At 74.4% G+C, this 22,597-nt stretch carries 17 protein-coding genes; 7 read left to right on the top strand and 10 right to left on the bottom strand.

The features are described 5' to 3' along the window. Positions 1-39 precede the first annotated feature (39 nt). The gene (gene miaB, locus ABZ885_RS18515; RefSeq protein ID WP_360189231.1) at positions 40-1,542 is read right to left on the bottom strand and encodes a tRNA (N6-isopentenyl adenosine(37)-C2)-methylthiotransferase MiaB; all 1,503 of its coding nucleotides are present in this window, start codon (positions 1,540-1,542) and stop codon (positions 40-42) included. Positions 1,543-1,693: 151 nt separating this feature from the next. Between miaB and ABZ885_RS18510 the strand changes: the two genes are divergently transcribed. Further along, complete coding sequence (locus ABZ885_RS18510; RefSeq protein ID WP_360189228.1) at positions 1,694-2,713, top strand: TAXI family TRAP transporter solute-binding subunit; 1,020 nt, start codon at positions 1,694-1,696, stop codon at positions 2,711-2,713. A gap of 53 nt (positions 2,714-2,766) precedes the next feature. On the opposite strand, the gene ABZ885_RS18505 is transcribed toward ABZ885_RS18510, so the two are convergent. Together ABZ885_RS18505 and ABZ885_RS18500 are read right to left on the bottom strand one after the other, a co-directional pair. Further along, positions 2,767-4,215, bottom strand: coding sequence for a HAMP domain-containing sensor histidine kinase (locus ABZ885_RS18505; RefSeq protein ID WP_360189226.1), 1,449 nt, complete (start codon positions 4,213-4,215; stop codon positions 2,767-2,769). Between the two features lie 6 nt (positions 4,216-4,221). Then, positions 4,222-4,974: a response regulator transcription factor gene (locus ABZ885_RS18500; RefSeq protein ID WP_360189223.1), complete on the bottom strand. Its 753-nt coding sequence runs from the start codon at positions 4,972-4,974 to the stop codon at positions 4,222-4,224. A gap of 396 nt (positions 4,975-5,370) precedes the next feature. Here ABZ885_RS18500 and ABZ885_RS18495 point away from each other — a divergent pair, with 396 nt between their 5' ends. From ABZ885_RS18495 to ABZ885_RS18475, 5 genes are all read left to right on the top strand, one after another. Then, positions 5,371-6,144, top strand: coding sequence for an amino acid ABC transporter ATP-binding protein (locus ABZ885_RS18495; RefSeq protein ID WP_360189220.1), 774 nt, complete (start codon positions 5,371-5,373; stop codon positions 6,142-6,144). A gap of 171 nt (positions 6,145-6,315) precedes the next feature. Next, positions 6,316-7,215 (top strand): glutamate ABC transporter substrate-binding protein, encoded by a 900-nt coding sequence (locus ABZ885_RS18490; RefSeq protein ID WP_360189217.1) that lies wholly within the window; start codon positions 6,316-6,318, stop codon positions 7,213-7,215. A gap of 58 nt (positions 7,216-7,273) precedes the next feature. After that, positions 7,274-7,924, top strand: a complete 651-nt coding sequence (locus ABZ885_RS18485) for an amino acid ABC transporter permease (RefSeq protein WP_360189215.1) — start codon at positions 7,274-7,276, stop codon at positions 7,922-7,924. Further along, a complete protein-coding gene (locus tag ABZ885_RS18480; RefSeq protein WP_360189212.1) occupies positions 7,921-8,772 on the top strand; it encodes an amino acid ABC transporter permease in 852 nt (283 codons plus the stop codon). Before ABZ885_RS18485 ends, ABZ885_RS18480 begins: the two co-directional genes overlap by 4 nt. Before the next feature lie 107 nt (positions 8,773-8,879). Beyond that, positions 8,880-10,637 (top strand): FAD-dependent monooxygenase, encoded by a 1,758-nt coding sequence (locus ABZ885_RS18475; RefSeq protein WP_360189209.1) that lies wholly within the window; start codon positions 8,880-8,882, stop codon positions 10,635-10,637. Here the strand turns inward: ABZ885_RS18475 and rny are convergent. From rny to ABZ885_RS18440, 7 genes are all read right to left on the bottom strand, one after another. Next, positions 10,618-12,075, bottom strand: coding sequence for a ribonuclease Y (gene rny, locus ABZ885_RS18470; protein ID WP_360189208.1), 1,458 nt, complete (start codon positions 12,073-12,075; stop codon positions 10,618-10,620). The two genes, ABZ885_RS18475 and rny, sit on opposite strands and share 20 nt — an antisense overlap. Before the next feature lie 189 nt (positions 12,076-12,264). Continuing rightward, the gene (locus tag ABZ885_RS18465; protein WP_360189205.1) at positions 12,265-13,410 is read right to left on the bottom strand and encodes a RecX family transcriptional regulator; all 1,146 of its coding nucleotides are present in this window, start codon (positions 13,408-13,410) and stop codon (positions 12,265-12,267) included. 4 nt (positions 13,411-13,414) lie between these two features. After that, complete coding sequence (recA, locus tag ABZ885_RS18460) at positions 13,415-14,527, bottom strand: recombinase RecA (protein WP_360189202.1); 1,113 nt, start codon at positions 14,525-14,527, stop codon at positions 13,415-13,417. Between the two features lie 154 nt (positions 14,528-14,681). Further along, positions 14,682-15,893 (bottom strand): AI-2E family transporter, encoded by a 1,212-nt coding sequence (locus ABZ885_RS18455; RefSeq protein ID WP_360189199.1) that lies wholly within the window; start codon positions 15,891-15,893, stop codon positions 14,682-14,684. Positions 15,894-16,085: 192 nt separating this feature from the next. Continuing rightward, positions 16,086-16,280, bottom strand: a complete 195-nt coding sequence (locus tag ABZ885_RS18450) for a DUF3046 domain-containing protein (protein WP_360189197.1) — start codon at positions 16,278-16,280, stop codon at positions 16,086-16,088. 34 nt (positions 16,281-16,314) lie between these two features. After that, a complete protein-coding gene (locus tag ABZ885_RS18445) occupies positions 16,315-16,869 on the bottom strand; it encodes a GNAT family N-acetyltransferase (protein WP_360189195.1) in 555 nt (184 codons plus the stop codon). A 68-nt stretch (positions 16,870-16,937) separates the two neighbouring features. Further along, positions 16,938-18,488 (bottom strand): S8 family serine peptidase, encoded by a 1,551-nt coding sequence (locus ABZ885_RS18440; protein ID WP_360189193.1) that lies wholly within the window; start codon positions 18,486-18,488, stop codon positions 16,938-16,940. Between the two features lie 173 nt (positions 18,489-18,661). On the opposite strand from ABZ885_RS18440, the gene ABZ885_RS18435 reads away from it, so the two are divergent. After that, positions 18,662-22,597, top strand: a 3,936-nt coding sequence (locus tag ABZ885_RS18435; RefSeq protein ID WP_360189191.1) for an ATP-dependent helicase, incomplete at its 3' end; no start/stop codon positions are given.

The following is a 22,597-nucleotide window of genomic DNA, read 5'->3' as shown; positions in this document are numbered from 1 at the left end:
GGGACGCGAGGTCCCGCCGGGCCGCCGGTGGCTGCTTGGTCAGTCGCCGCAGCAGGCGCCGCCCGCCGGGGCCGCGAGCGGCAGCGCCGCCGGGGCGCCGATGCCCGGCAGGCCGAGCATCACGCCGGCCGGCTTGGCGGCGGGCTTGGCCTGCCGCTTCTCCCAGGCGTCACCGGCCCGGGTGCGGCGCACCGCGAGGGTCGGGCCCTCGGCCAGCAGGTGGTGCGGGGCGGCGTAGGTGATCTCCACCGTGACCACGTCGCCGGGACGGACCGGCTCGGTCGGCCGGGTGAAGTGCACCAGCCGGTTGTCGGGGGCGCGGCCGGAGAGCCGGTCGGTCCGGTCGTCCTTCTTGCCCTCGCCCTCGGCGACCAGGATCTCCAGGGTGCGGCCGACCTGCTTCTTGTTCTCCTCCCAGGAGATCTCCTCCTGGAGGGCGATCAGCCGGTCGTAGCGGGCCTGCACGACGGCCTTCGGCACCTGGTCCGCCATGTCGGCGGCCGGGGTGCCGGGGCGCTTGGAGTACTGGAAGGTGAAGGCGTTGGTGAAGCGGGCCTCGCGGACCACGTGCATGGTCTGCTCGAAGTCCTCCTCGGTCTCGCCGGGGAAGCCCACGATGATGTCGGTGGAGATCGCGGCGTCCGGCATCGCCTCGCGGACCTTCTCGATGATGCCGAGGAAGCGCTCCTGCCGGTACGAGCGGCGCATCGCCTTGAGCACGGTGTCCGAGCCGGACTGCAGCGGCATGTGCAGCTGGTGCATCACGTTCGGGGTCTCGGCCATCGCGGCGATCACGTCGTCGGTGAAGTCGCGCGGGTGCGGCGAGGTGAAGCGGATCCGCTCCAGGCCCTCGATCTGCCCGGCGGCGCGCAGCAGCTTGGAGAAGGCCTCGCGGTCGCCCAGGTCGGAGCCGTAGGCGTTGACGTTCTGGCCGAGCAGGGTCACCTCGATGACGCCCTCGTCGACCAGCGCCTCGATCTCGGCGAGGACGTCGCCGGGGCGGCGGTCCTCCTCCTTGCCGCGCAGCGCGGGGACGATGCAGAACGTGCAGGTGTTGTTGCAGCCGACCGAGATGGCCACCCACGCGGCGTACGCGGACTCGCGGCGGGTGGGCAGGGTGGAGGGGAAGGTCTCCAGCGACTCCAGGATCTCGACCTGGGCCTTGCGCTCGACCGCGGCCCGCTCCAGCAGCGCCGGCAGGTGCCCGATGTTGTGGGTGCCGAACACCACGTCGACCCAGGGGGCCTTCCGCACGATGGTGTCGCGGTCCTTCTGCGCCAGGCAGCCGCCGACCGCGATCTGCATGCCCTTGTGGCGGCTCTTGACCGGCGCCAGCTGCCCGAGGTTGCCGTACAGCTTGTTGTCGGCGTTCTCGCGCACCGCGCAGGTGTTGAACACGACCAGGTCCGGGTCGCCGTCCTGCCCGGCCTTCACGTAGCCCGCGTCCTCGAGCAGGCCCGACAGCCGCTCGGAGTCGTGGACGTTCATCTGGCAGCCGTAGGTCACGACCTTGTAGCTCTTCAATCCGCTCTCACCGCTCACCAGACCAGGGTACGGGCAGCCGCGAAGCGCTTTTCCCCACCGGCCCCGGCCACCGGTCACCGGCCCCGGCAGGCCCTGCCCGCGGCGCGGGCGGCCCGGCTCACGGCGTCGGCCCCTCCCGTTCGGTGCGCGCGCCTGGCACTATCCCTCCATGGCCCCCACCACCGCGCCCCGACCCGGCGCCGTCCTCCGTGCAGCGGCGCGCAGTCCGCTCTGGCGGACGGTGCTGGTCCTGGTGCTGGTCCTGGCGGCGTTCGGCGGCTGGTGGCTCTCCGCGGGCCGCTCGCCGGGCTACCCCCACGGCGAGACCGGCTTCGCCACCGGGGGGAAGCGCGGGGTGTACGACCGGTACGGGCAGCTGCTGGAGGACCACGTCGCCAAGGCCATGCCGGGCGTGCGGCTGCGGCTGGACAACTCGGAGGGCTCGATCGACAACCTGGCCCGGGTCACCAGCGGCCAGGACGACTTCGCGATCGCCACCGCCGACGCCGTCGCCCAGTACTCCGGCCCCGGCCGGGAGCGGCTGCGGGCGATCGCCCGGCTCTACGACGACTACCTGCAGCTGATCGTCCCGGCCAGCTCCCCGGTGCACCGGACGGCCGACCTCAAGGGCCTGCGGGTCGGCGTCGGCCAGGCCAAGTCCGGGGTGAACCTGGTGACCCGGCGGCTGCTCTCCTCGGCCGGCCTGGACCCGGACCGCGACATCAAACCCGTCATGCTGGGCCTCGGCGACGCGGCCGACCAGCTGCGGGCCGGGCAGCTGGACGCCTTCTTCTGGTCCGGCGGGCTGCCGACCAGCGCGCTCACCGACCTCTCCGACCACGTCCGGATCCGGATCGTGCCGCTCGGCGACCTCGCCGAGGCCGTGCACAAGGTCGAGGGCGGCGGCACCGACGCCTACCGGGCGGCCACCATGCCCAAGGGCACCTATCCGAACGCCGAGCCCAAGGACGCGGTCGCCACCGTGGCGGTGCCCAACCTGCTGATCACCCGGGACGACGTGGACACCGACCTGGTCCAGGGCATGACGAAGGCGGTGATAGACAGCCGCGACCAGATCGGCTCCCAGGTGCACGCCGCCCAGCTGGTCGACCTGCGCACCGCCGTCTACACCGACCCGCTCCCGCTGCACGAGGGCGCGGCCCGCTACTACCGCTCGGTGAAGCCGTGACGGGCCGGTAGTGCCCCTCCCCCTGCGGGCGCGCCACGCTCCTTGCGGCCGCCCTACCCCTTGCCCTCGCCCTTGGTCTCCGCCCGCGGCACCGCCAGGGTCACCGCGAGGCCGGTCGGCTCCACCGGCGCGAAGGCGAGCGAACCGCCCGCGGCCTGCAGCAGGGTGCGGGCGATCGAGAGGCCGAGACCGGACCCGTCCACGTTCTGGTGCCGCGCGCTGCGCCAGAACCGGTCCCCGGCCCGGGCCAGCTCCTCCTCGGTGAGGCCGGGCCCGGCGTCCGACACGGTCACCGCGACCTCGCTGCGCCGCACCGCGACCAGCACCCGCACCCGGCTGCCGGCCGGGCCGAACTTGAGCGCGTTGTCGATCACCGCGTCCAGCGCGCTGCCGAAGCCGATCGGGTCGGCCATGCCCAGCGCCAGCGCCGGGCCCTCCCAGCCGAGCTCGATCCCGCGCTGGACGGCCACCGGCCGCCAGGCGTCCGCCCGGGCCAGCGTGAGCTCGGCCAGGTCGGTCGGCTCCGGCTCCGGGCGGGCGTGCTCGGCGGTGGCCAGCCCGAGCAGGTCGTCCAGCACCCGGGCCAGCCGGGCGCCCTCCTCGCGGACCCCGCCGAGCTCCTCGTCGTGCCCCTCGGGCAGCTCCAGGCCCAGCACCTCGACCCGCAGCAGCAGCGCCGCCAGCGGGTTGCGCAGCTGGTGCGAGGCGTCCGCGACGAAGGCCTTCTGCTGGTCCAGCGCGAGCACCACGTGATCGGCCATCTCGTTGAACGAACGGGCCAGGCGCTGCAGTTCGGGCGGCCCGCCGCCGGGCGCGACCCGGGCGTTCATCCGGCCGGTGGCGATGTCGTGGGTGGCCCGGTCCAGCGTCCGGACCGGCCGCAGCACCCACTCGGTGAGCCGGACGGCCAGCAGCACGGCGACGATCATCGCCGCGGCCTCGCCGGCCCCGATCACCAGCCAGCGGTGCAGCACCCGGGTGCGCAGCGCCCCGGTCGGGGACTCGCTGAGCACCACCGCGACCACGTCGCCGTCCCGGACCACCGGCGTGGCGATGGTCAGCGTCCGGTCGGAGCTCCACGGCCAGACCTGCGGCGGGTTGTGGCTGCGCCGCCCGTCCAGGGCCTCCTGGAAGGCCTGCGCGCCCCAGCCCGCGGCCGGCACCCGCCAGTCCGCCGGGGCGGTGGCGATCGGGACGCCGTCGCGCTGGAAGATGCCCAGCCGGACGCCGTAGAGCTCGTGGTAGCGCGCCACCTCGGCGTCGAGCGCGTGCCGGCGGCTGAGGTCGCCGGGCGCGGGCTCCAGCTCGCCCTTGAGCGCGGAGTCCAGGGCCGAGACGCTCGAGGTGGGCAGGTCCTGGGCGAACCGGGCCGCGTCGTCGAGCCGGTCGACCACCACCCGGCTCTGCTCGGCGGCCGCGACGGCGGCGGCGAGCGGCAGCCCGAGGGCGGCCAGGACGCAGAGCATCAGCGCGATCAGGATGCCGAGCAGGCGGGTGCGCACGTGCGGTCAGTGCTCCGCGCGGGCCTGGGGGGCGTCCGCGGCGGCGGCCGGGGACTCGGGGATCAGCCGGTAGCCGACGCCCCGGACGGCCTCGACCAGGCCGGGCAGGGCGAGCTTGGTGCGCAGCGAGCCGATGTGCACCTCCAGGGTGCGGCCGTTGCCCTCCCAGCCGCTGCGCCACACCTCGCTGAATATCTGCTCGCGGCGGTAGACCACCCCGGGGCTCTGCGCGAGCAGTGCCAGCAGGTCGAACTCCTTGCGGGTGAGCGGGACGTCCCGGCCGTCGACGCTGACCCGGCGGCGCTCGCGGTCGATCACGATGCCGCGCGACTCCAGCGGACCGCGCTGCTGCGGGACGGCGTCGGGCGTGGGCACCGCGACGGCGGCGGGCGCCGAGCCGCGCCGGGCCACCGCGTGGATCCGGGCGAGCAGCTCGCCCATGTCGTAGGGCTTGGTGACGTAGTCGTCGGCGCCGAGGTTGAGGCCGTGGATCCGGGAACGGATGTCGGCACGCGCGGTGACCATGATCACGGGCACTCCGCTGCCGGCCCGGATCCGGCTGCACACCTCGAAGCCGTCCCGGTCGGGCAGCCCGAGGTCGAGCAGGACCACCCGGTACGGCTCGTTGCCGTCCGGCACCAGCGCGTCGAGCGCCTCGTGCCCGCTGCGGGCGTGCCTGACCTGGAAGCCGTGCCGTCCCAGCACAGCGACCAGCGCGGCGGCCACGCGTTCGTCGTCCTCGACGAGCAGCAGTCGCATCGTTCCTCCTCTCCCCGACGTTCCCCGGGGTGTCGCGTGGTGTCGCGTGGTGTTCACCGGCCCCGACCGGGCAGGTCCCGGTCCTGCGCAGTATGGGCCAGCGGAGCGCCGGACGCCAGGATCGGCCACGCCCCGGGACCGGCCGGGACGGCGTGGGGCGGGGCGGGGTGCCCGCTGTCACCTGCCCCTGCGGGGTCCTCGTGAACAGTACGCACCCACCGTGTGGCCGGATCGTGATCCTCAAGTTCCGCTCAGATCGGCTGACGGCACATCGCCACGGCTCCTATGGTCACCCCACCGGGGGCCGCGGCTCCGCCGGCCAAGGCCCCCGGTTTCTTATCACCATTGCCGCCCAAGGGAGTTCAGCTCTCGGGCCGACATCAGGGAGCAGGCGCGATGACCGAGGGCCTCGTCAAGGACTCCAGCGCCGCAGCCGCCCCCCTGGTGGTGCTGAGCGGGGTGAACAAGCACTACGGGCCCCTGCACGTGCTCCAGGACATCAACCTGGAGATCAAGCAGGGCGAGGTGGTGGTCCTGATCGGCCCCTCCGGGTCGGGCAAGTCCACGCTCTGCCGGACGATCAACCGGCTGGAGACCATCGACTCCGGCACGATCACCATCGACGGCCGCCCGCTGCCCGCCGAGGGCCGCGAGCTGGCCCGGCTCCGGGCCGAGGTCGGCATGGTGTTCCAGAGCTTCAACCTGTTCGCGCACAAGACCGTGCTGGACAACGTGGTGCTCGGCCAGGTCAAGGTCCGCGGGATCGCCCGCGACAAGGCCGTGGCCACCGCCAAGGAGCTGCTGGACCGGGTCGGGGTCGGTGCGCAGGCCGGGAAGTTCCCGGCCCAGCTCTCCGGCGGGCAGCAGCAGCGGGTCGCGATCGCCCGGGCGCTGGCGATGAACCCGAAGGTGATGCTCTTCGACGAGCCCACCTCGGCGCTCGACCCGGAGATGATCAACGAGGTGCTGGAGGTCATGCGCCAACTGGCCGCCGACGGCATGACGATGGTCGTCGTCACCCACGAGATGGGCTTCGCCCGCTCCGCCGCCAACCGCGTGCTCTTCATGGCCGACGGCCGGATCGTCGAGCAGAACACCCCCGAGGCCTTCTTCACCGCGCCGCGCAGCGAACGCGCGAAGGACTTCCTCTCCAAGATCCTGCAGCACTGACCGCCCCCGGGCGCGCCGGTCCCCCACGGGCGCCCCGGACGGTCCGGACCTCTCCGGGCCGGCACCCGGCCCGCGGTGGCAAGGACGCCCCCGCATACCCCCCGCCGACCCGGCCAACTTCCTGTCGCCAGAGCCCGGTTGATCCGTGGCCCAGCCCGAGGAGCTACCCTCATGAGGACCCGTCGCACCTTCGCCGTCGCGCTCTGTGCCATCGCGCTCACCGCCACCGCCTGTGGCAAGGACGGCACGCCCGGCACGGACGCCGCCAGCGCGAGCAACGCCCCGAAGCTGCCCACCTACACCGTCAAGACCGACGCCAAGGTGGACTCGCAGATCTTCGACAAGGCCAAGAAGCGCGGCCAGCTGATCATCGGCGCCAAGGCCGACCAGCCGTTCCTCGGCTTCGAGGACGTCGCCAGCGGCGACCGCAGCGGCTTCGACATCGAGATCGCCAAGATGATCGCCGCCGACCTCGGCTTCACCCCGCAGCAGATCAAGTGGCAGACGCTGGTCTCCTCGCAGCGCGAGCCGGCCATCGCCAACGGCCAGATCGACTTCTACGTCGGCACCTACAGCATCAACGACGAGCGCAAGAAGACGGTCTCCTTCGCCGGCCCGTACTACGTCGCCGGCCAGGACCTGCTGGTGAAGGCCGACAACAAGGACATCACCGGCCCGGACTCGGTCAACGGCAAGAACGTCTGCACCGCCACCGGCTCGACGTCGATCAAGAACATCCAGAAGTACAACGCGAAGATCACCCAGTTCGACACCTACTCGGCCTGCGTGGAGAAGCTGCTCTCCGGCGAGGTCGACGCCGTCACCACCGACGACGCGATCCTCAAGGGTTACGCCTCCAAGTTCGCCGGCAAGCTCAAGGTGGTCGGCCAGCCGTTCACCAAGGAGAACTACGGCGTCGGCATGAACAAGGACGACGCGGCGCTGCGCAACGCCGTCAGCGACGCGCTGAAGGCCCACCAGGACAACGGCGACTGGAAGAAGGCGTACGACGCCACCCTCGGCCTCTCCGGCTCGGCCGCGCCCACGCCGCCGGCCCTGGAGCGGTACTGATCCGCCCGTCGACCGACTGACCACTGTTCCCGACCACCCCTGAGAGGAGGGCCGCCGGATGGGTTTCCTGTTCGAGGACGGCAACTTCGCGCTGTTCCGCGACGGCTTCCTGCAGACGATCGAGCTGAGCGCGCTCAGCGCACTGCTCGCCCTACTGCTGGGCACCCTGCTGGCGGCCTTCCGGGTCTCCCCGGTGCCGGTGCTGCGCGGCTTCGGCACCGCCTGGGTGACGCTGTTCCGCAACACCCCGCTGACCCTGCTGTTCTTCGCCGTGACCTTCGGGCTCCCGCAGCTCGGTGTGCACTTCAGCCACCTCGCCTTCGCGGTGCTGGCGCTCGGCAGCTACACCGCCGCGTTCGTCTGCGAGGTCCTGCGCTCGGGCATCAACACCGTGCCGCTGGGCCAGGCGGAGGCCGCCCGCAGCCTCGGCATGACCTTCGGCCAGACGCTGTTCTCGATCGTCCTGCCGCAGGCCGCCCGGACCGTGCTCGCGCCGATGAGCAGCGTCTTCATCGCCCTGCCGAGGAACTCGGCGATCGCCGGCGCGTTCAGCGTCAGCGAGCTCTACAGCGTGCAGCAGACCTTCTCCGAGCGCGGCTACTCGATCTTCTCGATCTTCTTCTGGGTGGCCTGCGCCTATCTGGTGATCAGCGCCACCGTCGCCCTGCTGTTCCGCTTCCTGGAAGACCGACTGGCGGTGGCCCGATGAGCTCCCTCTTCACCCGTGCCTCCACGGCCAGCGTCCTCTACGACGCCCCCGGCCCGCGGGCCGGCACGCGGAACCGGCTGTTCGGGGTGCTGTCGCTCGTCGGCGTCGCCGGACTGGCCTGGTACGTCATCACCACGCTCGCCGACAACGGCCAGTTCGACGCGCAGCTCTGGGACGTCTTCCAGTACAACACCGTCCAGCAGCGGATCGTCGACGGCCTGCTGTCCACGCTGGAGGCCTTCGGGCTGGCAGCGGTGTTCTCGCTCGCGCTGGGCGCACTCCTGGCGGCCGGGCAGCTGTCCGACCACAAGCCGGTGCGCTGGGCGGCCGTCTCCTTCGTCCAGTTCTTCCGGGCGATGCCGCTGCTGATCCTGATCGTCGCGCTCTACTACGCCTTCTTCGCCAAGGAGCCGATGTGGGCGCTGGTGCTCGGCCTCACCCTCTACAACGGCTCCGTCCAGGCCGAGATCATCCGCAGCGGCGTCAACGCCGTCCCGCGCGGCCAGGGCGAGGCGGCGTACGCACTCGGCCTGCGCAAGACCCAGGTGATGACGACCATCCTGGTGCCGCAGGCGGTCCGCTCGATGCTGCCCTCGATGATCGGCCAGCTGGTCGTCACCCTGAAGGACACCTCGCTCGGCTTCATCATCACCTACCACGAGCTGCTGTTCATCGGTAAGGCGATCGCCAGTCAGCCGATCAACGCCGCGGGCTTCCCCTACATCCCCGTGGTGCTCGTGATCGGGCCGATCTACGTCGCGATGTGCCTCCTCCTCACGGCGCTCGCCCGGTGGATCGAAGCACGCGGCCGCCGCGGCGCGAACCGGCGCACATCGGCTGCTGCTTGACGGACACGCAGGTGAACTGTTGCATTGCTCTTCGTGACACCATCCGGGACCATCCTCGCGGCATATGACGCCACCCCGTCGGCCTGCCCATGCCCGGGGGTCCCGGCATGGACCCGGTGATCGTGGTCGGGGCCGGACCGGTCGGTCTGGCCCTGGCCCTCGCACTCGCCCGGCACGAGGTGCCGACCATAGTCCTGGACGAGGGCTCCGGGCTCTGCCCCGAGAGCCCTCGCAGTGTCGTGCTCGGCGCCGACACCGCCGCCTTCCTGACCCGGATCGGCTACCCGCGGGCCGTCTCCGACGCCGCCCGGTGGGACGCCTTCACCATCTGGCGCCGGCGCCAGGAGGTACTCCGCTTCGACCTCGCCGACACCCCGGTCCTGCACCTCCCGCAGCACCGGCTCCAGCGCGGCCTGCGCGACGCGCTCACCGGCACCCCGCTGGTCCGGCTGGTCCCGCTGAGCCGGGTCACCCGGCTCGAACAGGACCGCGACGGCGTCAGCGTCCACACCCGCAACCCGCAGGACGGCACCGAGACCTGGTGGCGCGGCAGCCACCTGGTCGGCTGCGACGGCGCCCGCTCCACCGTCCGCAAGCTGCTGAAGATCCGCTTCCCGGGGCGGCCGGCCGTCGACCGCAACGCCATCGCCACCGTCCGGGTCGACCTGCCCTTCACCGAGGCCCGGCTGCACCGCGAGCCCCCGTGGCGCGGCGACCGCGAGGCCTCCGCCCGACCGCTCCCCGACGGCGTCTGGCGGCTCGACTGGCGGCTGCCCCCGGGCAGACCGGCGCCCACCGAACCGGTCGACCCGCACGCCACCTGGCCCGGCATCGTCACCGGCGACACCCTGCTCACCCGGGTCACCGCCACCCTCACCGGCTGGTGCGGCGAACTCCCGCGCTACGAGCTGCTCGCCGCCGCCGACCACACCGCCCAGCAGCGGCTCGCCGCCCGGTTCCGCAGCGGCCGCTGCTTCCTCGCCGGCGACGCCGCCCACCTGCACGGCGCGCTCGGCATGCAGAACCTCGCCGACGGGCTGCGCGACGCCGACAACCTCGCCTGGCGCCTCTCCCTCGCGTGGCACCTCCACACCGGCGGCCCCCAGCCCGGCGGCTCGCTGCTCGACGGCTACGAGGCCGAGCGGCGCGGCGCGGTCGGCGCCCGGCTGCGCGCCGTCGACCAGGCCATGCCGCTGCTGCGCCCGCTGCGCGGCTGGCCGGCCACCCGCCGCTCGCTGTTCACCGGCTCGTTCCGCAAGCACGCGCCACTGCTCGCCGACGGCCAGCTCGGCACCGGCCGGTTCGGCGGCGCCCCCGCCTACCCGGCCGCCCCCTCCGGCGTCCCCGGGCGGGTGCCGGTCCAGCGCGGCGCGCGCGGCACCACCTCGCTCAGCGAACTGCTGCCCGCCACCGCCCCCGGCGTGCTGGTGCCGGACCTGCCGGTGCTCGCCACCGACGGCACGGCGGACCGGCTGCACGCCCGGCTCGGCTCGACCTTCCTGCTGCTGCTGGTCGCCCCCGGCACCGCGGTCTGGTCCGCCGAGCACTGGCTGGGCGCCGGGCTGATGCCCCGGCTCGCCGAGGTCGCCGGGGCCCTGCCGGTGCCGGCCGAGGTCCTGGTCACCGAGGAGTACCCGGGCGCCGGGCCGCACACCGTGCTGCTGATCCGCCCGGACGGCCACCTGGTCGGGGTCACCCAGGGCGCGGCCGCCGAGGACCTCCAGGCGCTGGCCGACGGGGCCCGGGGCGGGCCGCAGCCGCTCACCGGCGGGCCCGAGCCCGCTCCGGCCGCCGGGGCCGGCAGCGCCCAGGCCGCCGCACCGGCCGCACCGGCGGTGGACTCGGCTAGCGGGCCACCTCGGTGACCCGGCTCTCCCGGACGACCGTGACCCGGATCTGGCCCGGGTAGGTCAGCTCCTCCGCCACCTGCTTGGCGACCTCGCGGGCGATCACCTGTGCCCCGAGGTCATCCACCTCCTCCGGCCGCACCATCACCCGCACCTCGCGGCCCGCCTGCATCGCGTACACCTTGGCCACCCCGTCGTGCGCCCGGGCGATCTCCTCCAGCCGCTCCAGCCGGCGCACGTACACCTCCAGCGACTCCTTGCGGGCCCCCGGCCGGCCGGCCGAGCAGGCGTCGGCGGCCTGGGTCAGCACCGCCTCGACCGTCCGCGGCTCGACCTCGCCGTGGTGCGCGGCGATCGCGTGCACCACGTCCGCCGACTCGCCGTAGCGCCGGGCGAGCTCCGCCCCGATCGCCGCGTGGCTGCCCTCGGCCCGGTGCGTCATCGCCTTCCCGATGTCGTGCAGCAGCGCCGAACGGCGCACCGGCTCCGGGTCCACCCCGAGCTCGGCGGCCATCATCCCGGCCAGGTGCGCCGACTCCACCAGGTGCCCCAGCACGTTCTGCCCGTACGAGGCCCGGTAGCGCAGGGTGCCCAGGGTGCGGACGAGCTCCGGGTGCATCGCACCCCCCACCTGCACCGCCAGCAGGGCGTCCTCGCCGGCCCGGACGCAGCGCCGCTCGACCTCCTCGCGGCTGCGCTCGTGGACGTGCTCGATCCGCACCGGGTGGATCCGGCCGTCCTCGACCAGCTGCTCCAGGGTGAGCCGGGCGGTCTCCCGCCGGACGGGGTCGAAGCAGGACAGCTGCACCGAGGCCGGGGTGTCGTCGATGATCAGGTTGACGCCGGTGACCGCCTCGAAGGCCCGGATGTTGCGGCCCTCGCGGCCGATGATCCGGCCCTTCATGTCCTCGCCGGGCAGCCGGAACACCGACACCGCCGTCTCCGCGGTCTGCTCGGCCGCCAGCCGCTGGATCGCCCCCGCGACGATCGTCCGGGCCCGTGCCTCGCCCTCCTCCTCGGCCGCCCGCTCGATCTCCCGGACGGTGACGGCCGCCTCGCGCCGGGCCTGCGCCTCGGCCTCCCGGACGAGTTGCGCCCGGGCCTGCCCGGCGGAGAGCCCGGCGGCCTGCTCCAACGCCGCCGACCGGAGCCGGACCAGCTCCTCGGCCTCGCCGCGAGCCCGCTCCAACGCGACGGCCCGCTCCGCGAGTTCGCCCTCCCGGGCGCTGAGCCGGCGCAGTTCCTCGGTCAACCGCTCCTCGCGCCGGTCGAGTTCGGCCCGCAGCTGCCCGGCCTGTTCCTCCGCCCGGCGCCGGGCCCGCTCGGTCTCGGCCACGGCGCGCCGCTGCGCGGCCCGGAGGCGGGTGACCATCAGCCAGGCCGACACCACGACGGTGACCAGCAGCACCACCGAGAGCAGGGGGGCGACCGTTCCGGTGCTCAGCGCGATCCTCATCCTGGCCACTCCCCGTCCCTGTACGGCACGCCGCCCGGGACCAGCCGCGACCGGGGCCCGGGCATGCCTGCCCGAGGACGTGGCCGAGGAGTGATCGACGCGCTCCCGCACTGAGTGCGAGGCTAAGCGCAGGTTACGAAACGGTCAAGACTGGCCAGGGACTTGGCCGGCTCCCCCACTGAACCGCCGTCAGTCCCAGGCGTCGGCGGGTGCTCCGTCCACGTCCTCTTCCTCCGGACCGGCACCGGCGGCCTCCTCGCCCAGTGCCTCGCGGACCACCCGGAAGGCCAGGCCCTCGGCGTAGCCGCGCCGGGCGAGCACGCCGACCAGCCGGCGCGTCCGGACCTGCCGCTCCAGGCCGCGGGTGGACTGCAGCTTGCGCTCGACCAGCGCCCTGGCCGCCTCGGTCTCGTCGTCCTGGTCGAGCTGCGCGAGGGCCCGCTCGGCCGGCTCGCCGGTCACTCCCTTGGTCCGCAGCTCCTGGGCCAGCGCGCGGCGGGAGAGACCGCGGACGGCGTGCCGGGACTCCACCCAGGCCCGGGCGAAGGCTTCGTCATCGATCAGCCCGACCTCCTCCAGCCGGGTCAGCACCTGCTCGGCGACCTCGTCCGGGACCTCCCGCTTGCGCAGGGCGTCCGCGAGCTGCTTGCGGGACTTGGCGGCGCCGGTGAGCAGCCGCAGGCAGATGTCCCGCGCGCGGGTCTCCGGGTCGGCCTGCTCCTCGGCCCGGGCAGCGCGTGCCGCCCGGCGCGGCTTCTCCGCCCGGCCGGTGCCGCCGGAGCCATCGTCCAGCTCGCCCGGGCCGTCGCCCGCGTCCTCGTCCGGCCCGGACCACGGCCCGGCGGCGCGCCCCGCCGTACGCCCGGCGCGGTCCGTACGGGTGCGGGTGCGGGCCCGACGGCCGCCCGCGCCGGCGGTGGACGCGGTGGTGGCGGCGGACGTGGCGGGGAAGGCGGCCGCACCCCCGTGACCGGCCGCCTCCTCCCCGGCCCGGTGGCCGGGGGTCTCCTCCTCCGCCAGCGCCGAACGGCGCCGCCGCCGCCCGGTGGGCAGCTCGGACGCCGACACCAGCCCGAGCCCGCCGTCCAGGCCGGCGGGACCGGCCGTGCCCGGGGCGTCGGCCGACGACGGTCCCGCGCCCCGCTTCCGCCCGGACTCCGGCCGCCGGGCCGTGGCCGGGCGCGCACCCCACGCCGGAGTGCGCGGCGGTTCCGGGTACGGCTCCGGGTCGGACTCGGGGTCCGGCTCTGCCACTGCGGCGAACCAGTCCGGCGGCCCGTAGTCGTCGTCATCCTCCGGGCCCGCCGGGCCGCCCGCCCTGTTGTGCTGCGTCAACGGCTCAGGCCTTGGCGGCCGCCGCCGTCTTCTTCACCGCGGCCGTCTTGGCGGCGGTCGCGGTGATCGGCTTGGCGGCACCGTCGGCGGCCGCCGCCTCGCCCTCGGCGGGCTCCTCCGTCTTCGGGCCGATGCCCAGCTTGCCCTTGATCTTCCGCTCGATCTCGTCGGCCAGCTGCGGGTTGTCCCGCAGGAAGTTGCGGGCGTTCTCCTTGCCCTGGCCGAGCTGGTCGCCCTCGTAGGTGTACCAGGCGCCCGACTTGCGGATGAAGCCGTGCTCGACGCCCATGTCGATCAGGCCGCCCTCGCGGCTGATGCCCACGCCGTAGAGGATGTCGAACTCGGCCTGCTTGAACGGGGCGGCGACCTTGTTCTTGACGACCTTGACCCGGGTGCGGTTGCCGACCGCCTCGGTGCCGTCCTTCAGGGTCTCGATCCGGCGGATGTCCAGGCGGACGGAGGCGTAGAACTTCAGCGCGCGGCCACCGGTGGTGGTCTCCGGCGAGCCGAACATGACGCCGATCTTCTCGCGGAGCTGGTTGATGAACACCGCGGTGGTGTTCGACTGGTTCAGCGCACCGGCGATCTTGCGCAGCGCCTGGCTCATCAGCCGGGCCTGCAGACCGACGTGCGAGTCACCCATCTCGCCCTCGATCTCCGCGCGCGGGACGAGCGCCGCGACGGAGTCGATGATCACCAGGTCGATCGCGCCGGAGCGGATCAGCATGTCGGTGATCTCCAGGGCCTGCTCACCGGTGTCCGGCTGGCTGACCAGCAGGGCGTCGGTGTCCACGCCGAGCTTCTTGGCGTACTCCGGGTCGAGCGCGTGCTCCGCGTCGACGAACGCGACCGTGCCGCCGGCCCGCTGGGCGTTGGCCGCCAGGTGCAGGGTCAGCGTGGTCTTGCCGGAGGACTCGGGGCCGTAGATCTCGATCACCCGGCCGCGCGGGATGCCGCCGACCCCGAGGGCGACGTCCAGGGCGGTGGACCCGGTGGAGATCACTTCGATCGGCTCGTTGGCCTTCTCGCCCAGGCGCATCACCGAGCCCTTGCCGAACTGCCGCTCGATCTGGGCGAGTGCGGTCTCAAGGGCCTTCTCGCGGTCCGTACCTGCCATGGCTTCCACCCTCGGGTTCTGTGCTGTGCGCTTCATCGTCCTCGACGCTAGCGCGTCCCACTGACAAACGGCCCTGACCGGGCTCGGCCTGTGGAAAACTCCACGCCGGAGAGTACAAAGAACATCTGTTCGATTCAAGCCTCACTCGTTCGGCCTACGCGCCCTCCCCGCGCTCGCCGTCCGCGCCACCCCGGCCCGCGCCGGGCTCCGGCCCCCCGCCGGGGCCGGAACCCGGCTCCACGCCCGCCCCGACCATCCGCCGCAGCCGCCGCGCCGCCTCCCGGCGCAGCTCCCGCCGGGCGCGCCGCTGCGCCCCCCGGTCGATCCGCGGGTCGGTGGTCACCTCGTACCGGCGCACGTAGGTGCCGACGAACCCCTGCAGGGTGGCCGCCGCCGGGATGGCGATCAGCGCGCCGACCGCTCCGAGCAGCGCCGCACCCGCGATCACGGAGCCGAACGCCACCGCCGGGTGCACGTCCACCGTCCGCGCGGTGATCCGCGGGTGCAGCAGGTAGTTCTCGACCTGCTGGTAGACCACCACGAAGACCAGCACCCAGACCGCGTCGACCGGCTCCAGGGTGAGCGCGACCAGCACCGGCAGCGCACCCGCCAGGTACGTCCCGATGGTGGGCACGAACTGCGACATGACGCCGACCCAGACCGCCAGCGCGGCCGAGTACGGGAGGTCCAGCAGTGCGAACATCACCCAGTGCGCGAGTGCCGAGGCCACCGCGAGCAGCGCCCGCGAGTACAGGTAGCCGCCGGTCTTGGCCAGGGCGATCTCCCAGGCCCGCAGCACCTCGCCCTGCCGGGCGGGCGGCAGCAGCGAGCAGACGGTCCGCCGCACCCGCGGCCCGTCGGCGGTGAAGTAGAAGGTGAAGAGGCCGACCGTGAAGGCCTGGAAGAGCCCGCCGATCAGGGTGGAGGAGACGCCCCAGACGTTGTCCGCGGCCTGCTGGGCGTAGTTCTCGATGGCGCCGGAGTCCTTGAGCAGCTTCTGCTGCAGCTCGTCCAGCGAGAGGTCCTGGTGGAAGGTCCGGTTGATCCAGCCGATCAGGTTGTCGAGCAGGTGCGGCAGGTCCCCCGCGATCTTCGCCACCTGGTCGACCAGCAGCGTGCCGAGCGCGGCCAGGAAGCCCGCCACCGCGACCGCCACCGCGACGAAGACCAGGAAGGTGCCGACGCCGCGGCGCACCCCGCGGGCCGCCATCCGGTCGACGGCCGGCTCCAGCGCCAGCGAGAGGAAGAAGGACACCAGCAGCATCACGAAGAGGTCGATCAGCTGGTGGAAGGCCCAGGAGGCGAGCTGGAACACCCCGACCAGGACGAGCGCCAGCACCATCGCCCGCGGCAGCCAGCGCGGCATCCCCGTTCCCCGGAGCCCGCCGGCCGTGCCCAGGGCCGGCTCCGGCGTTCCCCCGGACGCGGGCTGCGGGGCCGCGGCCTCGTCGCCGGCCCTCGCCGGCCTGTCCGGATTCTGTCGCTCTGCGCTGTTTGTCACCCGGACAGTCTGTCCCATGACCGGCACCCGTCCGGGCACCGGGCGCCGGGGACCGGCCTACCGGAGCAGCGCCGACACGCCCTGGGTGTCGCAGACCACCCGCCAGACGTCCTTGGCCTCCCAGCCCGCCTCCAGCGCCTGACGCACCGTCCGCCCGTCCAGCTCGGTCATCACGTGATCGGTGGCGAACGACTCCGCGTACGCCTCCCCGAAGTGCGCGTACATCCGTCGCCAGAACTCGGTCAGCCTCATGCCCACCAGTATCCCGGACCGCGCCCGGAGACCCCTACGGTCTCCAGTCCGCCGCCGTGACGGCGTACTCGACCTCGCCCAGCTCGGTGCCGGGGATCGGCTCCGGGTGGTCCTCGTGGAAGGTCCGGACGTAGCCGAGCCCGGCCTTCTCCATGACCCGCCGCGAGCCGTGGTTGACCGCCATCGTGTACGCCACCACCCGGCGCACGCCGAGCCCGGTGAAGCCCTGGCGGATCAGCGCCCGGGAGCCCTCGGTGGCGTAGCCGTGCCCCCAGGCGGGCCGGCGCAGCCGGTAGCCGAGCTCGACCTCGCCGCGGTCCGCCGGGTCGACCGGGCGGAACTCGAACCAGCCCAGGAAGGCCCCGCCGTCCCGCTCCTCCGCCGCCCACCAGCCGAGGTCGCCGTAGCGCTCGTAGTGGTCGAGGTAGAGCAGCAGCAGGGTCCCGACCACGACCTCGCGCGGGGTGGGGCGGCCGCCGGTGAGGTAGCGCATCACCTCCGGGTCGCCGTCCAGCTCCACCAGGCGGCCGGCGTCGTCGGGGGTGAAGCGGCGCAGCACCAGCCGCTCGGTGGTCAGGTGCACGGTCATGGGCCGATCGTGCACCACCGGCCGCCGCCCGTCACCCGGTTTTCGGCGCGGCGGCCCTCCCGGCCGGGTCAGTGCGGCAGCACCAGCTCCCCCGCGCCGTAGTACTCGCGGTCGCCGCAGCCCTGCGGGCCGGGCGGGCAGGCGGCCGCCGCGGTGGTGGCCAGCAGCGCGGCGAGTTGGTCCGAGCCCCAGTCCGGGTGGAGCGCGGCGGCCACCGCGACCGCTCCGGTGACGTGCGCCGCGGCCATCGAGGTGCCGGCCAGTGCGGCGTACTGCCCGCCGGGCCAGTCGGAGACGACCGCCCCCTGGACCCCGCTGTCCGGGTCGCCGCCGGGGGCGGCCAGCGAGATCCTGCCCCGGCCGTAGTTGGTGTAGGCGGACGGGCGGCCGTCCCGGTCGACGGCGGTCACCGTGACCACCCCGGGCAGTTCGCCGGGCAGCCGGACGCACTCGGTGCCGACGTAACGGGACTGGGCCGGCCCGGAGGTGCGGTCGTTGGGGCTGCGGTCGTCGCTGCGGGGCGCGCCGAGGTCCTGCCCGTCGTTGCCGGCCGAGGCGACCACCACCGCGCCGTGCCGCCGGGCGTAGCCGACCGCCCGGTCGACGGCCGCGGTCAGCGCGGCCTGGTCGCGGTCCTGCGGGCAGTTGTACTTCCACGGGTCGGCGAAGTAGCTGTTGTTGATCGCCTTGGCGCCGTGGTCGGCGGCCCAGAGCACGCCGCAGACGATGTTCTCCGCGTAGTACTGGCCGAGCGGGCCGAGCAGCCGGACGGCGGCGATCCGGACGCCGGGCGCCACCCCGCTGACGCCGTGGCCGTCCCGGGCGGCGCCGACGATCCCGGCGACGTGCGTGCCGTGGCCGCTCTCCCCGACCCCGGCGTCGGGCCGCCAGGCGCCGGTCCGGGCGTCGGGGCGGCCGTCGGCGCAGGACGCGGAGCTCTTGGGGTCGACGGCCGCCCGCAGGTCCGGGTGGGTGTCGTCGACGCCGGAGTCGAGCACGGCGACCAGCACCTTGCGCAGCGCCTCCGTCGAGGGCGCGCCCGGGCCGGCGGTGGGGGTCTGGAGCAGGGTGGGGCCGGTGTCGCCGGGCGGTACGCCGCCGGCGCCGAGGAGGGCGAGGTTCCAGGCGTCGCGCTCGGCCGGGTCGGCCACGGTGGCGGTGTCGTCGTCCGCGTGGTCGGTGCTGCGCCCGCCGGTCCGGTCGGCACCGGTCCCGACGCCCGCGCCGAAGTTCCCGGCCCCGTCCAGCGGCCGGGGCGGGCTCGGCACCGGCGCCGTCCGGGTGGCGCCGACGGCGGCCACCCCGGGGCGGCCCCGGACCTGGTCGGCGAAGCCGCCGGCGCCGTACGCGAGGACCGCCCCGATCTGCGGGTACTCCTGGACGACCTGCCCGCCGGCCGCGCGCGCCTCGGATCCGGCCCGGGCGGCGCCGGCGGCGTCCTCCTGCTCGGCCAGCACCAGGTAGCTGAGGTAGGACCGGCCGGGCCCGGCCACGTACGGGACGGCGCCGCCGGCCACCAGCGCGGTGAGCAGCATCGCGAGCAGCGCCCGGAGGGGACCGCGGGCCCGGTGCGGACCGGCCTGGGCGGGCCCGCTGCCGGACGGGTGCGCCTGCGCCATCGCACGGCCTCCCACTCGTCGGTCCCGATCGTCTGGAACATCACCATATGAGCGGCTTGTCTATTTTGCCCTTTTTAACGACACGGGATCCAACCGCCCGGGCTGCACCGGACGGGACCGCCCGGCACTCCGCCCGCCCGACCGTTGTCAGTGGCACCCGGCACCATGGGGGCATGGCGCCGCAGACCCAGCCCCAGCCGCCCGCCGACCCGCTGGCCGGATTCGCCCCGGCCACCCGGGCCTGGTTCACGGGCGCCTTCCACGCGCCCACCACGGCCCAGGCCGAGGCCTGGCACGCCATCGGCCGGGAGACGGACGTCCTGGTGGTCGCCCCGACCGGCTCCGGCAAGACGCTCGCCGCCTTCCTCTCCGCCCTGGACCGCCTCAGCAGCACCCCGGTGCCCGCCGAGCCGAAGCGCCGCTGCCGGGTCCTCTACGTCTCGCCGCTCAAGGCCCTCGCCGTCGACGTCGAGCGCAACCTGCGCGCCCCGCTGGCCGGCCTGCGCCAGGCCGCCGTCCGGCTGGGCCTGCCCGAGCCCGACGTCCAGGTCGGCATCCGCTCCGGCGACACCCCCGCCGCCGACCGCCGCCGCTTCGCCACCCACCCGCCGGACATCCTGATCACCACCCCCGAGTCGCTCTTCCTGCTGCTCACCTCCGCCTCCCGCGAGGCGCTGCGCGGCATCGACACGGTCATCCTGGACGAGGTGCACGCCGTCGCCGGCACCAAGCGCGGCGCCCACCTCGCGCTCTCGCTGGAGCGGCTGGACGAGCTGCTGGACCGCCCGGCCCGCCGGATCGGCCTGTCCGCCACCGTCCGCCCGGTCGAGGAGGTCGCCCGCTTCCTCAGCCCGCAGCGCGGCGCCACCGTCGTCCAGCCCGCCGCCGCCAAGGAGTTCGACCTCTCGGTGGTCGTCCCGGTCCCCGACCTGGACGACCTGCCCACCGCCCCGGCCACCGGCGGCGCCTCCGACGGCGACCCGCAGCGATCAGCCTCGATCTGGCCGCACGTCGAGGAGCGGATCGTCGACCTGGTCCAGGCCCACCGTTCGACCATCGTCTTCGCCAACTCCCGCCGCCTGGCCGAGCGCCTGTGCAACCGGCTGAACGAGATCGCCCACGAGCGCGCCACCGGGGCGGCCGTCCCCGAGGCGCACGCGCCGGCCCAGCTGATGGGCGGCTCGGGCGCCGCCAAGGGCGCTCCCGCGGTGATCGCCCGGGCCCACCACGGTTCCGTCTCCAAGGAGCAGCGCTCCCTGGTCGAGGAGGAACTGAAGGCCGGCCGGCTCCCCGCCGTGGTCGCCACCTCCAGCCTGGAGCTCGGCATCGACATGGGCGCCGTCGAGCTGGTCGTCCAGGTCGAGTCGCCGCCGTCGGTCGCCTCCGGCCTGCAGCGCGTCGGCCGGGCCGGCCACCAGGTCGGCGCCGTCTCCACCGGCGTCTTCTTCCCCAAGTACCGGGGGGACCTCGTCCAGTCCGCCGTGGTCACCGAGCGGATGCGGGCCGGCCGGATCGAGGCGCTGCGCATCCCGCGCAACCCGCTGGACGTGCTCGCCCAGCAGCTGGTCGCGATCACCGCGCTGGACAGCTGGCCGGTGGACGAGCTGCTCGCCCTGGTCCGCCGCGCCGCGCCGTTCGCCACCCTGCCGCAGTCCGCCTTCGACGCCGTGCTCGACATGCTGGCCGGCCGCTACCCCTCGGACGCCTTCGCCGAGCTGCGCCCCCGCCTGGTCTGGGACCGGGTGGCCGGCACCGTCACCGGCCGCCCCGGCGCCCAGCGGCTCGCCGTCACCTCCGGCGGCACCATCCCCGACCGCGGCCTGTTCGGCGTCTTCATCGCCGGCACCACCGCGGCCGACTCGGCCACGGGCAGGAAGGGCGGCGGCCGGGTCGGGGAGCTCGACGAGGAGATGGTCTACGAGTCCCGCGTGGGCGACGTCTTCACCCTGGGCACCACCTCCTGGCGGATCGAGGAGATCACCCACGACAAGGTGCTGGTCACCCCCGCCCCCGGCGTCCCCGGACGGCTCCCGTTCTGGAAGGGCGACACCCTCGGCCGCCCGCTCGAACTCGGCCGCGCCCTCGGCGCGTTCACCCGCGAGCTGGGCACCCTGCAGCCCGAGGCCGCCACCGAACGCCTCCAGCAGGCCGGCCTGGACGACTGGGCGGCCGCCAACCTGCTCGACTACCTCGCGGAGCAGCGCGCCGCCTGCGGCCACCTCCCGGACGACCGCACCATCGTGGTCGAGCGGTTCCGGGACGAGCTGGGCGACTGGCGGATCGTCATCCACTCGCCCTTCGGCGCCCAGGTGCACGCCCCCTGGGCGCTCGCCCTCGGCGCCAGGCTGCGCGAGAAGCACGGCCTCGACCCGCAGGTCATGCACGCCGACGACGGCATCGTGCTCCGCCTCCCCGACGCCGACCTGCTCGCCCCCGACTTCGACTTCGGCGGCCCGCCGGAACGCACCGCCTCCGACGACGCCCCGGTCGGCGCCGACGCCGCCCTGTTCGACCCGGGCGAGATCGAACAGCTCGTCACCGACCAGGTCGGCGGCTCCGCCCTGTTCGCCTCGCGCTTCCGCGAGTGCGCCGGCCGGGCCCTGCTGCTCCCCCGCCGCAACCCCGGCCGGCGCACCCCGCTCTGGCAGCAGCGCCAGCGCGCCGCCCAGCTCCTCGAGGTCGCCTCCGAGTACGGCTCCTTCCCGATCGTGCTGGAGGCCGTCCGCGAGTGCCTCCAGGACGTCTTCGACGTGCCCGGCCTGGTCGAGCTGATGGGGGACCTCGAATCCCGCGCCGTCCGCCTGGTCGAGGTCACCACCCCCGAGCCGTCCCCGTTCGCCCGCTCGCTGCTCTTCGGCTACGTCGCCCAGTTCCTCTACGAGGGGGACTCCCCGCTCGCCGAGCGGCGGGCCGCCGCCCTCTCGCTCGACTCCCGGCTGCTCTCCGAGCTCCTCGGCCAGGCCGAGCTGCGCGAGCTGCTCGACCCGCAGGTCCTCGCCGAGCTGGAGGCCGAGCTCCAGCGCCTCACCCCCGAACGCCGGATCAAGGACGCCGAGGGCGTCGCCGACGCGCTGCGCCTGCTCGGCCCGCTCACCGAGGCCGAGCTCACCGCCCGCGGCGCCGAGCCGCTCTGGGCGCTGGAGCTGGAGGCCGCCCGCCGGGTGATCGCGGTGCGGATCGCCGGCGAGCAGCGCTGGGCCGCCATCGAGGACGCCGGGCGGATGCGCGACGCCCTCGGCACCCCGCTGCCGGTCGGCGTCCCCGAGGCCTTCACCGAGCCGGTCAAGGACCCGCTCGGCGACCTCCTCGCCCGGCACGCCCGCACCCACGGCCCGTTCACCGCCGCCGAGGCCGCCGCCCGGTTCGGCCTCGGCACCGCCGTGGTCACCGGCACCCTGCACCGGCTGACCGCCGCCGGCCGGCTGGTCCAGGGCGAGTTCAGACCGGTGGAGGGCCACACCGCGACGGTCGAGTGGTGCGACGCCGAGGTACTGCGCCGGCTGCGCCGCCGCTCGCTGGCCGCGCTGCGCCAGGAGGTCGAGGCCGTCCCGCCGCGCGCCCTGGCCACCTTCCTCCCCCAGTGGCAGCACCTGGCCGGGCACCGGCTGCGCGGCCCGGACGGGCTGCTCCGGGTGGTCGAGCAGCTCCAGGGCACCGCCCTGCCCGCCTCCGCCCTCGAAAAGCTGATCCTGCCGGCCCGGCTCGCCGACTACTCCCCCAACCTGCTGGACGAACTGACGGCGGCCGGCGAGATCGGCTGGTCCGGCGCCGGCGCCCTGCCCGGCAAGGACGGCTGGATCAGCCTGCACCTCGCCGAGAACGCCCACCTGCTGCGCCCGGAGCCGGTCCCGCCCGCCGTCACCCCCGTGCACACCGCGCTGATGGAGGCGCTCGCGGGCGGCTACGGGCTCTTCTTCCGCCAACTCGCCGCGCACGTCCCGGACACCCCGGAGCCCGAGCTGGTCGAGGCCCTCTGGGACCTCGTCTGGGCCGGGTACGTCACCAACGACACGCTGGCCCCGCTGCGCGCCCTGCTCGGCTCCGGCCGGACGGCCGGCGCGACCGCCCACCGGGCGCCCCGGGCCACCCCGCGCGGCCGCTACGGCGGC

Source organism: Kitasatospora sp. NPDC047058, assembly GCF_040643935.1.
Classification (GTDB): Bacteria; Actinomycetota; Actinomycetes; order Streptomycetales; family Streptomycetaceae; genus Kitasatospora.
The sequence above is the reverse complement of the archived record's forward strand: the minus strand, read 5'-3'. Positions and strand labels throughout refer to the sequence as shown.

Coding starts and splice junctions, on each gene's coding strand:
- ABZ885_RS18510 (WP_360189228.1), top strand. CDS start 1,694: ATGGCCCCCACCACCGCGCCCCGACCCGGCGCCGTCCTCCGTGCAGCG.
- ABZ885_RS18500 (WP_360189223.1), bottom strand. CDS start 4,974: ATGCGACTGCTGCTCGTCGAGGACGACGAACGCGTGGCCGCCGCGCTG.
- ABZ885_RS18495 (WP_360189220.1), top strand. CDS start 5,371: ATGACCGAGGGCCTCGTCAAGGACTCCAGCGCCGCAGCCGCCCCCCTG.
- ABZ885_RS18490 (WP_360189217.1), top strand. CDS start 6,316: ATGAGGACCCGTCGCACCTTCGCCGTCGCGCTCTGTGCCATCGCGCTC.
- ABZ885_RS18485 (WP_360189215.1), top strand. CDS start 7,274: ATGGGTTTCCTGTTCGAGGACGGCAACTTCGCGCTGTTCCGCGACGGC.
- ABZ885_RS18480 (WP_360189212.1), top strand. CDS start 7,921: ATGAGCTCCCTCTTCACCCGTGCCTCCACGGCCAGCGTCCTCTACGAC.
- ABZ885_RS18475 (WP_360189209.1), top strand. CDS start 8,880: ATGGACCCGGTGATCGTGGTCGGGGCCGGACCGGTCGGTCTGGCCCTG.
- rny (WP_360189208.1), bottom strand. CDS start 12,075: ATGAGGATCGCGCTGAGCACCGGAACGGTCGCCCCCCTGCTCTCGGTG.
- recA (WP_360189202.1), bottom strand. CDS start 14,527: ATGGCAGGTACGGACCGCGAGAAGGCCCTTGAGACCGCACTCGCCCAG.
- ABZ885_RS18455 (WP_360189199.1), bottom strand. CDS start 15,893: ATGCCGCGCTGGCTGCCGCGGGCGATGGTGCTGGCGCTCGTCCTGGTC.
- ABZ885_RS18450 (WP_360189197.1), bottom strand. CDS start 16,280: ATGAGGCTGACCGAGTTCTGGCGACGGATGTACGCGCACTTCGGGGAG.
- ABZ885_RS18445 (WP_360189195.1), bottom strand. CDS start 16,869: ATGACCGTGCACCTGACCACCGAGCGGCTGGTGCTGCGCCGCTTCACC.
- ABZ885_RS18440 (WP_360189193.1), bottom strand. CDS start 18,488: ATGGCGCAGGCGCACCCGTCCGGCAGCGGGCCCGCCCAGGCCGGTCCG.